This window comes from Bacillus sp. C1, from assembly GCF_054570475.1.
The window spans coordinates 94,239-106,827 of record NZ_JBTMZT010000006.1; the positions used below are offsets into that span (position 1 = coordinate 94,239).

12 protein-coding genes and 2 pseudogenes are annotated in these 12,589 nt (G+C 35.1%); 7 read left to right on the forward strand and 7 right to left on the reverse strand.

Annotated features, from left to right (window positions below):
• Positions 1-31 precede the first annotated feature (31 nt).
• A pseudogene (locus ACX5JI_RS17530) lies at positions 32-133 on the reverse strand (EamA family transporter); the annotation flags it as partial.
• A gap of 104 nt (positions 134-237) precedes the next feature.
• Between ACX5JI_RS17530 and ACX5JI_RS17535 the strand changes: the two are divergent.
• The gene (locus ACX5JI_RS17535) at positions 238-594 is read left to right on the forward strand and encodes an SH3 domain-containing protein (RefSeq protein WP_459502316.1); all 357 of its coding nucleotides are present in this window, start codon (positions 238-240) and stop codon (positions 592-594) included.
• Between the two features lie 122 nt (positions 595-716).
• A complete protein-coding gene (locus ACX5JI_RS17540; protein WP_459502421.1) occupies positions 717-1,484 on the forward strand; it encodes a glycosyltransferase family 2 protein in 768 nt (255 codons plus the stop codon).
• Between the two features lie 358 nt (positions 1,485-1,842).
• Here the strand turns inward: ACX5JI_RS17540 and ACX5JI_RS17545 are convergent, their stop codons facing one another.
• The 6 genes from ACX5JI_RS17545 to ACX5JI_RS17570 all read right to left on the reverse strand — a co-directional run bounded on the left by ACX5JI_RS17545 (position 1,843) and on the right by ACX5JI_RS17570 (position 7,962).
• A complete protein-coding gene (locus ACX5JI_RS17545) occupies positions 1,843-2,763 on the reverse strand; it encodes an NAD-dependent epimerase/dehydratase family protein (RefSeq protein WP_459502422.1) in 921 nt (306 codons plus the stop codon).
• 2 nt (positions 2,764-2,765) lie between these two features.
• A complete protein-coding gene (locus ACX5JI_RS17550) occupies positions 2,766-3,995 on the reverse strand; it encodes a methyltransferase domain-containing protein (RefSeq protein ID WP_459502317.1) in 1,230 nt (409 codons plus the stop codon).
• Positions 3,996-4,008: 13 nt separating this feature from the next.
• Entirely contained in the window at positions 4,009-5,073 is a 1,065-nt protein-coding gene (gene rfbG / locus ACX5JI_RS17555) for a CDP-glucose 4,6-dehydratase (RefSeq protein WP_459502318.1), read from the reverse strand.
• Between the two features lies 1 nt (position 5,074).
• On the reverse strand, positions 5,075-5,842 hold the full coding sequence (rfbF, locus tag ACX5JI_RS17560) for a glucose-1-phosphate cytidylyltransferase (protein WP_459502319.1): 768 nt from the start codon (positions 5,840-5,842) through the stop codon (positions 5,075-5,077).
• Between the two features lie 339 nt (positions 5,843-6,181).
• Positions 6,182-6,952 carry a glycosyltransferase family 2 protein gene (locus ACX5JI_RS17565; protein ID WP_459502423.1) on the reverse strand — a complete coding sequence of 257 codons (771 nt, stop codon included), beginning with the start codon at positions 6,950-6,952 and terminating at the stop codon, positions 6,182-6,184.
• A 242-nt stretch (positions 6,953-7,194) separates the two neighbouring features.
• Positions 7,195-7,962 (reverse strand): glycosyltransferase family 2 protein, encoded by a 768-nt coding sequence (locus tag ACX5JI_RS17570; RefSeq protein WP_459502424.1) that lies wholly within the window; start codon positions 7,960-7,962, stop codon positions 7,195-7,197.
• A gap of 406 nt (positions 7,963-8,368) precedes the next feature.
• Between ACX5JI_RS17570 and ACX5JI_RS17575 the strand changes: the two are divergent.
• The 5 genes and pseudogenes from ACX5JI_RS17575 to ACX5JI_RS17595 all read left to right on the forward strand — a co-directional run bounded on the left by ACX5JI_RS17575 (position 8,369) and on the right by ACX5JI_RS17595 (position 12,545).
• Positions 8,369-9,264 (forward strand): annotated as a pseudogene (locus tag ACX5JI_RS17575) (hypothetical protein).
• Between the two features lie 253 nt (positions 9,265-9,517).
• Positions 9,518-9,925, forward strand: coding sequence for a MerR family transcriptional regulator (locus ACX5JI_RS17580; protein WP_459502320.1), 408 nt, complete (start codon positions 9,518-9,520; stop codon positions 9,923-9,925).
• Positions 9,926-10,049: 124 nt separating this feature from the next.
• Positions 10,050-11,372, forward strand: coding sequence for a hemolysin family protein (locus ACX5JI_RS17585; protein ID WP_459502321.1), 1,323 nt, complete (start codon positions 10,050-10,052; stop codon positions 11,370-11,372).
• 101 nt (positions 11,373-11,473) lie between these two features.
• A complete protein-coding gene (locus tag ACX5JI_RS17590; protein WP_459502323.1) occupies positions 11,474-11,884 on the forward strand; it encodes an ATP synthase subunit I in 411 nt (136 codons plus the stop codon).
• A gap of 133 nt (positions 11,885-12,017) precedes the next feature.
• Positions 12,018-12,545 (forward strand): DUF2179 domain-containing protein, encoded by a 528-nt coding sequence (locus tag ACX5JI_RS17595; RefSeq protein WP_459502324.1) that lies wholly within the window; start codon positions 12,018-12,020, stop codon positions 12,543-12,545.
• Positions 12,546-12,589: the final 44 nt, after the last annotated feature.

The following is a 12,589-nucleotide window of genomic DNA, read 5'->3' on the forward strand; positions in this document are numbered from 1 at the left end:
TATATTTTTGAAGCCTGTGTTTTTGTTATTGTTATTTTTTCTTTTTCTTCTCAAGTGTAGTAACCACTACGCTAAATACGATAAGAGCACCACCAATGAAAAAGTTACTATTTAATGTTTCATTTAAAAACAGGATGGTCGTTTTCGAACAAATGATTATAGTACATGTGTATGCTCCTTCCTATATGTTATATATAATAAGGTTATAACTTAATTTTCAGATTATGGGAGGGTGTTATGAAATATATTGCGGTTAAGTCACATGTAAGTAACTATTCTAATCCCATTTCCTTAGAAAGAGGAGATAAGGTGTTAGTAGGTAGTACGTATGATGGTCCTGAAGAGTGGAATCATTGGGTATATTGCAAAGAAGTGCGGGATAAGCGGGAAGGTTGGGTACCGGAGCAATTGATACGGCGGAATACAGTGAGCGAAGGTGTCATGATAGAAAAATATACAGCGAAAGAATTAAATATTGGGATAGGAGATATTTTAATTGGCAGTAAAGAGTTGAACGGATGGATATGGTGTGAAAAAGTAAATACAGGAGAAGAGGGCTGGATACCAAAACAAAACGTAGAGCAACATGAGTAAATATCCATTTTTACATGTAAGATAAACCTTTTGTTTAACAGGTGCGTATACTATTTATGTAGAGCGAATTGATATAATAATAGGAATTCGTACTTGATAGATTACTAGCCAAACAGGAGGAGATTGTAATTACTACGACTGTGATTTCCCATTTTTATAACGAAGAGTATTTATTGCCTTGGTGGCTCATGCACCACACACAAATATTTGATCATGGTATTTTAATAAATAAAGGATCGACGGATCGTTCGGTCGAGATTTGCAGACACTTTGCACCGCACTGGGAAGTTCGAGACTCGAGATTTCCAGAATTTGATGCGATAGCAACAGACCGAGAAGTAATGGAAGTTGAACAAGAAGTAGAAGGCTGGAAAATGATTTTAAATACGACTGAATTTCTTTGTTTTTCAAATAAAGAACAATTTTGGGCATCTTTGGATCAATTAGGGGGGAATATGTATTGGATTGAAGGAATGATCATGGTTGATGATCCAAACTATGGTTATCAGGAACCGGTGTATGAGATACCTTTAGTGAAACAACGATACCATGGTTATTTACCTCAGCATTGGCCAGCATGGAAAAGAGGAAGATTCATTCATAGGCATAATCATGGTAGTTATGCAGCTGGCAGGCATGTAACTGCTCATGAATGTATGCCATATCCACCGCTTGCATTTATTTTATGGTTTGGTTTTAGTCCTTGGAATGATGCACTAAGAAAAAGGAAATTACAAATCGGCCCGACTCTTTCAGCAGCTAGTAAACAGGGGAATATGGGGATGCATCATGTGATTACACCTGAACAGTTAGAAGAATGGTATAGAGATTTAGCAAAAGGTACGAAAGATTTACGAGTAAGCACCGAGTATAAAAATATTTTTCCGTAAGTGGTAAGTAAAAAGGAGTTTCCCACTTCTATACAATAGGTGGTAAACTCCTTTTTCTTATTAGATGGATTTTTTTCGATAGTCTCAAAGAGTATAGGTCTTTTTTTGTTATAGCTATGACTGATATGTTCGAAAATCAATAGAAAGTATATATATAAATCCATGTTGATTTTAGGACACATAACCCGCTGCTAGGAAGAACAAAAAGTGAACGACACTCATTTTCTCTCTTTGTTTTCACTTGGCATGGGGCAGGAAGAGGGGCTGACCGCTTCTATGCATGGCCGGATGCTCTCTCCCACCTAAAAAGAATGGGTTTATGTCATTTTTTAATTTGTATTTATATAGTAATAGCATATTACACTTGTTCATTTGAATGATTCAAGCGAGTATCCCACCACAATATTGTTTCTTCAATTCCTGTATTTATATCATATTTTGGTATCCATTTTACCTCGTTTTTTAAACGGTCAATATTGGCACCAACAAATAAAGGTTCATGTTCAGGGAAAGGAATCGCACCGAGTTTAAGTAAGTGCTCTTTCCCTAACTTTTTCGCAATGATAGCTGCAATTTCTTTCACTTGTACAGGGCGTCCAGAGGCAATGTTCACAGTCCCTTGTGTATCGTTGTTTAATATAGAAATGAGGGCATCAGCTACATCATTTACGTAAAGAAAATCTCGATACTGTTCTCCGTGTGTACATAAAGCTTCCTTGTTTTGGAGTAGAGAGGTAATAATATTAGATACGAGACGATTACCATGTTCATAAGGACCATATAAATGAAAAATTCTGCCCCAACACATGCTTAAGCCAGTTTGCTTAGAATAAGATTGTAACCACGAGCGTAATGTGTTTTTACATAACGAATAAGGTGTTTTATAGGAGAGGTGTGTTGAGTCTTCTGACAATATGCCATGAATCCATTCGTACTCAGCGCCAGTACCAGCTACGACGATTCTTTGACCACCAATGTTTGAAAAGTGTTGGATCAATGTAATACTAGATTGTAACCAGTAATAATTATTAATAGAGTGATAGCATTTTGGAGGGACAGCTTCCCATGCTAAATGAATAAGGTGAGAAGCTCTTACTTTATTTACAAGATTTTTTATTTCTTCATGATCAAGTAAATTTACTTTGTGCCAATTGCATAAAATATGAGAAGGTTTATTTTTTTGATAAGTAGCATGCACTTCAAAGCCCATTTCGATTAATGAATTGACTACGTATTTACCAATCCAACCATTTCCACCGGTTACTAGAACTGTCTTCATATTCAAATCACTTCCACCTTTGGAATAACGACTAAAAATTTTCCACCCCATTCACGAATAAAGGAACATTGTGCAATAATTTCATCCTTTAAGTTCCATGGCAAAATGAGAATATAGTCTGGCTTTGTTTGTTTTATTTCTTCTGGATTTTTGATTGGGATTCGTGTGCCTGGTAAATGTAATCCTTGTTTGTGTGGGTTTTTATCTACTGTATAAGAAAGAAATTCCTTACCGAGGCCACAAAAGTTCAAAAGTGTATTTCCTTTAGCAGGTGCCCCGTATCCTACAATTTGTTTGTTTAAGGATTTGGCCGTAATAAAAAATGTTAAAATATCTATTTTTAATTGTTCTACTTGTTTAGAAAATAAAAGATAGCGGTCTAAGGTATCGAGACCATGCTCCGTTTCTTTCTGAATTAATTTTGTAACGTTAGAATGAATGGGTGTACTTTTCTTCGTATGCCCAATGAATAGTCGTAATGACCCTCCATGTGTAGGAAGTTCTTCTACATCTATCACTTGTAATTTGTGATGAGACAATATTTTTTGAAGTGATAGAAGTGAAAAATACGAAAAATGCTCATGATAAATCGTATCAAATTGTTTAGAAGAGATCAGGTTTAATACATGTGGGAATTCAATTGTAATGACACCATCTGGTTTCAGCAATGTTTTTAAACCAGAAATAAAATCATGTAAATCAGGGACGTGAGCTAATACATTGTTAGCTACAATTAAATCAGCTTGATAATTTTCGGATCGTAATTGTTTTGCTAAATCATTTCCGAAAAATTCAGTTTTAGTAGGAATCCCCTTTTGAATCGCGACTTCTGCGACATTTTTTGCAGGTTCAATCCCTAAAGTGCGAATTTTTTTTCTTTGGAAGTATTGTAATAAATATCCGTCATTACTTGCAATCTCAATAACTTGTGATTGTTTAGTTAGATGAAATCGTTGAATCGCCATTTCTACGTATTGTTTTGCATGTAAGAGCCAACTCGATGAATAAGAACTAAAGTATAGATAGTCATTAAAAATGTGTTGAGGTGATTCGAACTCCTCTAGTTGTACAAGTAAGCAATCTTTACAAACAAATGTATGAAGTGGATAAAAAGGCTCCATTTTATCTAAATGTTCTGGAGAGACAAATGAATTAGCAAGAGGGGAAACACCTAAATCTAAAAAAGTGTGTGTCAACAATGAATGGCAAAAACGACATTTTTTTTGTGACATTTTGATAGACTCCTTATAAATTTTTAAACACGTCAATTTGTTTACGTGTAAATATTGCAACATCTTCTTTAGTAGCATATTTTTGATACCATTCAACAGTCCAAGAAATTGCATCTTCAGTTAACAACTTTGGAGTCCATCCTAATTGGTTCGTCGATTTCGTACTATTAAGGGTTAATATAGGTGATTCGTATGGGAGAGAGTCATTAGGAGAGATAATGTCTAGTTTCTTATTCCATATCTTCGTTGTTAAATTGACTAGGTCAGCTACTGTTAAGTGAGGTTGATTGATTGGACCAAAATTCCAAGCTGCAGCATAATTAGCGTCGTTCCATATTTTTTCGGCAAGGAGTAAATAACCATGTAAAGGATCTAAAACATGCTGCCAAGGACGAATAGCATTTGGATTTCTAATCATTAGCTTATCTGATTGTAAAAATGCTCGAACGATATCAGGAATCAATCTACTTTCTGCCCAGTCACCACCACCAATGACATTGCCCGCTCTTACGGAAGCGAGTTTAGGAGCAGATTTCACGTTTGATTGAAAGAAAGATCTTTGATAAGAAGTCGTAACTAATTCCGCACAAGCTTTACTGGCACTATAAGGGTCGTGTCCTCCTAGACGGTCCTCTTCTTGAAAGGAGCGATTTCCAGATCCATCATTTTCATAGCACTTATCACTTGTGACATTAATAATTACACGCACGCTGTCTGTATTTTTGGCAGCTTCGAATAACTGAACAGTCCCTAAGACATTTGTTTTGAAGGTTTCAATAGGATCTTTATATGAAGCTGGAACTAAAGGCTGTGCAGCTAAATGAAAGATAACTTCTGGTTGATAACGTATGATTGTTTGTAATAAGGAAGGATAGTCTGTAATATCTCCGTTTATAGAATGACATTCGTTGGCAGCTTTTGATAGTTCAAATAAACAAGGATGAGACGGTAAATAAGAAGAGTATCCAATGACATCAGCGCCTAGTGAAGTTAACCAAAGTGTCAACCAAGTCCCTTTAAATCCAGTGTGACCGGTAATAAGTACCTTTTTTTTGTTCCAAAAAGACGTACTAGTCATATTACCAAACCTTCCATGGAGCAGTATTATTTTCCCACAATTCGACCAGTTTTTTCTTATCTCGCAGTGTGTCCATTGGATGCCAAAATCCTTGATGCTGATAAGCATCTAATTGTTTTTGGTTAGCTAATTGTACTAAAGTTTCTGTTTCAAAAACAGATGTGTCACCACTAATATAATTAAAAACTTGAGGATCTAGAACGAAAAAACCTCCATTAACCCAACCGCCATCTCCTAAAGGCTTCTCTTTAAATGCTGAAACGGTCTGTTTATTAAGAATAAGCGAACCAAATCTGCCTGGAGGTTGCACAGCGGTTACAGTAGCAAGCTTTCCGTGTTGTTGATGGAATTCAATAAGTTTTTGTATATTTACATCACTTAGCCCATCACCATAAGTAAGGCAAAAGGGTTTGTCATCAACGTAATTTTGGATTCTTTTAATTCGTCCCCCAGTTTCTGAATTTTCACCTGTATCAATTAAGGTGATTTTCCATGGCTCTGTACTATTTGAGTGATTTGTAATGGTATTACTACTCATATCGATACTGAAATCTGACATGAGTAAAGTATAATTCAAAAAAAACTCTTTAATGATATGTCCTTTATAACCTAAACATATAATAAATTCTTTAATGCCATGGTGACTAAATAATTTCATGATATGCCAAAGAATTGGTTTTGTCCCTATTTCAATCATTGGTTTCGGGATTCTGTGTGTTTCTTCCCCAATTCTAGTCCCATATCCTCCAGCAAGAATAACAGCTTTCATTTTTTCCCTCCTATGACTGTAGAAGAATCTTTAAAGCGAATTTCTTCCTTTTTACAGTATTCATTTCTTTTTTAAGCGTTACGTTTTAACAAACAAAGTATGATTCTAGGAAATCCATACTATAAAATATAACTAATAAAAATGAATTTATTCCGGTAATGTAATAGAAGGTAATATATATAAATTCAATTTGATTTTCTAACAGATACATTATGGTTATGAAGAATAGACAGAGACCTTCACTCATGTTCTTCTTCTGTTTTCATAGGCGTGACTTATATGATGGGAAATCCCTAGATATATATGTTCCCTTTTTCACACGCAATAACAGTAAACATATTATAAATCAGGAAATAACACTTTATATTCTGGAATAAGCCGGAGGTCTTCAGTTGTGGCGGTATAGTTTTTATATGTTTTTTCTAATTCCTCTAATGTTGTTAGATGGTAGATGCCTAATCCATGCTGAATACTGTGCGCTGAAAGGGTAGGACCTATTTGTAATTTGCGTTTTTTTATTGCATCATTCCAAGGACTGAAAAAGAATTTTAAAACGAAAGCAGGGTACAAGTACACGATAAATTTATGTGGAGACCAGTGTCTGCCAGGAGTATAGCTGCCATGCACATGATTGTGAATGAGTCTACCAATATAGGGTGCGTTAGGATCTTTAGGAAATGTACCGTGATATCGTTGTTTAACTAGAGGAAGCCTATATGTTGGATCTGTATAACCATGATTTGGATCATCTATCATCACAATTACTCTAATCGAATACATATTCTCTCCTAAAAGGTGAAGTGATGAAAAAAATTTATCCTTATCAAAACAGCAAAGAAACTCAGTCGTATTTAATACCATTTTCCAACCAGTTACTTCTTTCTCAATATCCATGACTTCCTGATCAACTAACATTGCATCAAACTCTGGAACTTTTGAATCACGTACTTCCCAGTGGGGAGCAAATTGACGACATATTTCAACGGAACGATCAGTAGAACCTCTATTAATCAAAATACCATGATCGAATAACTTCGTATGATGCATGAGCCACCAAGGAAGTAAATATTCTTCGTTATAAAAATGGGAAATCAAGGTTGTACGGATGATAATCACTCCTTTAAAATAAATGGAACTCAAATAACATATGCTCTAGTTATTATATGAATTCATTTATAAACAAACACTAGTATTTTAAAACGAAAGAGGCGTGTTTTTCTGTATGTGATCAGTAAAAAAATCTGTAGTCAATAAAAAACATTTGCGGGTTCTCTTTTTACAGTTGTTACTTCAGGGCTGTAACTATGCAGTCATGGATGTTTTTTATGCGAATGAACAGTAAATAGAGAAAATTATAAATCAGGAAGTAATACTTTATATTCTGGAATTAAACGGAGATCTTCAGTCAGAGTGGCAAAGTTTTTATATGTTTTTTCTAATTCCTCTAATGTTTTTAGATGGTAGACGCCTAACCCATGTTGAATACTGTGCGCTGAAAGGGTAGGCCCTATTTGTAATTTGCGTTTTTTTATTGCATCATTCCAAGGACTGAAAGAAAATTTTAAAACGAAAGCAGGATATAGATATACGATAAATTTATGTGGAGACCAATGTCTACCAGCTGAATAGCTGCCATGCACATGATTGTGAATGAGTCTACCAATAAAAGGTGCGGTAGGGTCTTTTGGAAATATACCGTGATACCGTTGTTTCACTAGAGGAAGCTCATATATTGGATCTGTATAACTATGATTCGGTTTATCTACCATCACAATTACTCTGATTGAATACATGTTCTCTCCTAAAAGGCTAAGTGACAAAAAAAAGTCGTCCTTATCAAAACAGAAAAGAAACTCAGTCGTATTTAATACCATTTTCCAACCAGTCACTTCTTTTTCAATATCCATGACCTCCTGGTCGACTAACACTGCATCAAACTCTGGAACTTTTGAATCACGTACTTCCCAGTGGGGGGCAAATTGACGACATATTTCAACAGAACGATCAGTAGAACCTCTATTAATCAAAATGCCATGATCAAATAATTTTGTATGATGCATGAGCCACCAAGGAAGTAAATATTCTTCGTTATAAAAATGGGAAATCAAAGTTGTATGAATGATAATCACTCCTTTGAAATAAATAGAATTTAAATAAAGTATGCTCTAGTTATTATATGAATCCATCAAAAAAGGGATTGTCATATAAGAAGAAATGAATAATTATCCTAAGAAAGTACAAAATAACATTAGTATTTCACCAAATAAAACAGGATAGAATGATTTTGGTGCAATAAATATAAATAAACATTTGTATTTTAAAAGGAAAAAACAAATGAGTTTTGCTTGTAAAGTAGTAATAGGGTGGATGTCACGAGATGTCTATCATATCTTTCAAGAGGACTCCCACCTCTAAAGAGATGTGAAGGTGGTGAGGTGAATCGAAAAAAATATTTTATGTTCGAGTAAAACGATAGAAACATACGTTCTCGTTTTGGTGTAATATCCTTAACAAGGAGGTGGAAAAATGACAGCGGAAAAGCAAAGGAATTATAAAATTTTTCAAATTTGGATTAAAAAAGGACATCGTATGTATTCTTATTTTCAAGAATCTTGCTAAAACGCGAAGAATATGTACAACACGACAAACTTTTATATACGACAAGTGTATACAGGTTTGACACAAAATAAGGAGTTGCAACCTTTACAAAAAGAAGTTTTAGATACAATTGCTACAAACATAGGGAAGATGAATGAGACACAAATTCTTGCCTATCAAAAGAATGTGGAAAAAGAGAAAACAAAACCAAAAGAAAAACAAAAAGAAGTGAGATGTAAATTGTTTTCAGCACCAACTACAGAAAAACCGTATGTAGATTACAACTTTCTGGATGCATTATTTAAAGCGATGATGCAGAGTGATTATCGTGCTTTGCCTACACAATCTAATTAATCCATCATGAAAAACGTATTCCAAAATTGGAAGTCTTTTTTTGCTAGTTTAAAAGATTATAAAAGGAATCCCCACAAATACACTAGAAAACCTAGCATTCCAAAGTATATTCGCTCTTCTGAAAAGGAAATCTTGTATACAAACCAAGATTGTGTCATTCCAAAATACAATGAGTATGTAGTGGAACTAGTGTTAGATGTTCCTTCAAAACAACAAATTGTTGAAGAGAATGGTCGTTATATGAGTATTGATTTAGGTATTGATAATCTTGCAACCATTGTAACTCAGGAAAACGAATAAAACGTGGTATGTATCGTTCGGCAAAAGGCATCGAAATCAACGCAGACGTAAATGCTGCGGCGGATATTTTACGAAAAGTAGTCCCGAATGCATGGGAAAACGGGATAGAGGGGTTAGGCGTGAACCAGCTTGCTAGTGTGTTAACTCCGCTGACGTTAATCGTCCGTTAGACCGAAACGTTAGAAACCCTCACTTCAAGCTTTGCTAAGTGGGGGAGTATTCATATAGAACAACGGAATCAATTAGCAGAATGTGTAGAATTTGTATATAATAAAGAAAAAGAAATATAGAAAGCAGGAGATCTGCAGTATATAGCAGGTCTTTTTTCATATATTGTGAATAATAAACCATCACGTTTGACTGTACAGTTTATGTGTTGTATGATGTTCTTAATAGAAACAAGGGGGGAAGATCGTTGGGAAGGTGTATCGAATCGGACAGTTGGCTCACTTGGCTCATGTATCGAAACGAACGATTGATTATTATACGAATCTAGGTATCTTAAAGGCGGAGCGATCTCAATCTAATTATCGTTATTACGATGAAACAGCACTTGAGACATTACAATTTATTGAGAAATGCAAAGAAATGCATATGCCGCTTTGTGAGATTAAAGAGAAGATCGAGGAGAGGAAAAAGCTGCTCGGGATCAATGAACACGTTTCGAAACAAATGAATGAAGTGACAAACCATATCCATCGATTAGAAACAGAGTTAACACAACTGAAACCTCTGTTAGATGGACTAACAGATTCACAACGTGAAAAAATATCGAAGTCTTTATCTGGTCAAACGACAGCTTTAATCCAAACACTGGTACTATTTTTATAGTTAAAGTTAGATTGAACTCTTTTAATTTCTGTATGGCGCTATGTTTTCTGAAAAAATAGAGAATAAGAAAACATTATAAGTATACAGGAGGTGAACACCTTAGTTTTTTAACTAAGGGGATTCATTGGAAATATTTAATTTAGTCATGGTTGCGATTTTAATCGCATTTACTGGATTTTTCGTAGCAGCAGAGTTTGCGATTGTAAAGGTGCGTTCAAGTCGCATAGATCAGCTTGTTGCGGAAGGGAAACGCGGTGCGTTAGCAGCAAAAAAGGTAACAACAAATTTAGATGAATATTTATCTGCTTGTCAGTTAGGGATTACAGTTACAGCAATGGGACTTGGTTGGTTAGGTGAACCGACAATAGAAAAGTTATTACGTCCACTATTTGAGAAATGGAATTTAAACCCTTCTGTTTCCCATGTATTAACTTTTGGGCTTGCTTTTATGGTTATGACATATTTACATGTTGTAGTAGGCGAATTAGCACCAAAAACAATGGCGATTCAAAAGGCGGAACAGGTAACTTTACTATTTGCTGGACCTCTTATGATGTTCTATAAAGTCATGTATCCTTTTATTTGGATGCTTAATAGCTCAGCGCGTGTTATAACAGGTTTGTTTGGTTTAAAACCAGCTTCCGAACATGAAGTAGCACATTCAGAAGAGGAATTACGATTAATTCTTTCAGAGAGCTATGAAAGTGGAGAGATTAACCAAGCAGAATATAAGTATGTAAATAATATCTTTGAATTTGATAACCGCATTGCGAAAGAGATTATGGTACCACGAACAGAAATTGTTGGTTTCTATCTCGAAGATTCAGTAGAAGAACACATGAAAATTATTCAAAGTGAACGATACACACGTTATCCAATCTTTGGAGAAGATAAAGATGATATTATTGGTATGGTAAACGTAAAAGACTTCTTTATTCGATACATGAAAGGCGATACAGAAGATTTATCATCGATTCGTACGTATATGCGTCCGATTATTGAAGTGATGGAAACAACTCCAATTCATGATTTACTGCTACAAATGCAGAAAAAGCGAATTCCAATGGCTGTTTTATATGATGAGTACGGAGGAACAGCTGGAATTGTAACGCTTGAAGACATATTGGAGGAAATCGTCGGCGAAATTCGTGATGAATATGATGAAGATGAAGCTCCACCGATTCAACACGTAAACGATTATCACAAAATTGTTGATGGAAAAGTGTTAATTTCAGAAGTAAAAGATTTATTTGGACTACACATTGAAGAAGAAGATGTGGATACAATTGGTGGTTGGATTATGATGCAAAATCATGAAATTGAAGAAGGACAATGCGTGGAAGCGGAAAATTATGAGTTTAAAGTTCTTGAAAAAGATGCTTATCAAATTAAACGCGTTGAAATTCGAAAAATTGATCATCAACAAGAGAAAGTAGCAACTGTGTAAGGTTGCTGCTTTCTTTTTTTACAGAATTTGTGAGCGGGAAAGCCCACGTGCTTTAGCCGTGGGAGTGGTCAAAGGAAAACTTGAAATAAGGAGCGGATATTTTGATTGAAGTTGCGCTGCGCGTATATAGACTCCAATTATATATGATTTTTAGTGCTTTACTCTTACTATGGACGGTAACGCCCTTTTCAAAGCAAGTTACTGGATTTGGGATTGGCTTAGCTGTAAGTGCGTATTGTCTTTGGCTATTAGCTAGGCGAGTTGAGAAGATTGGGAAAAGCATTGTATTAAAGCAACGTGCCCCTGGAATAGGTATTTTAAATCGTTTTGCGGCGGCTATATTAGGTGCAATCATCATGTATGAAATCGAGCATGAAATGGAAATGTGGGCATTTGGTACTGGCATTTTAGGCGGACATTTTTTAATGATAGCGAATTTGGCTTATGCAAATATGCAGTTAGTAAGAGAAGAAGAGGAAAAAAGAAACAAGCGTACAGAGGGTTTAAAGTAAGAAGATAAAAGAGAGCCGGAAAACGGTTCTTTTTTATCTTCTTATTTTTTATGAAAAATTTAGAAAACCCATCGCTTTCTAAATGGTTTATATGTTATTATGACAAAAGACTTTTAGAAAGAGGTGGATATAAATGTTACAAGCGCTACTTATTTTTGTACTTCAAATTATTTACGTTCCAGTTTTAACAATCCGGACGATTTTGCTTGTAAAGAATCAAACAAGATCCGCTGCTGGTGTTGGGTTGTTAGAAGGGGCGATTTATATTGTAAGTTTAGGGATTGTGTTTCAAGATTTATCAAATTGGATGAATATTGTAGCCTATGTGATCGGATTTAGTGCCGGACTGTTATTAGGTGGTTATATAGAGAATAAATTGGCGATTGGCTATATTACATATCAAGTTAGTTTACTAGATCGCTGCAATGAGTTAGTGGATATGTTAAGGCATTCAGGATTTGGGGTAACTGTATTTGAAGGAGAAGGGATCAATTCTGTGCGCTATCGCTTAGATATTGTTGCAAAACGTTCTCGTGAGAAAGAGCTGTTGGAAATTATTAATCGAATTGCACCGAAAGCGTTTATGTCTTCTTATGAAATTCGATCCTTCAAGGGCGGTTATTTAACAAAAGCAATGAAAAAGAAAGATCGTGCATCATAACGAAGGAGAAGCCCAAAAAGCTTCTCCTTCGTTTTTTATTAAAG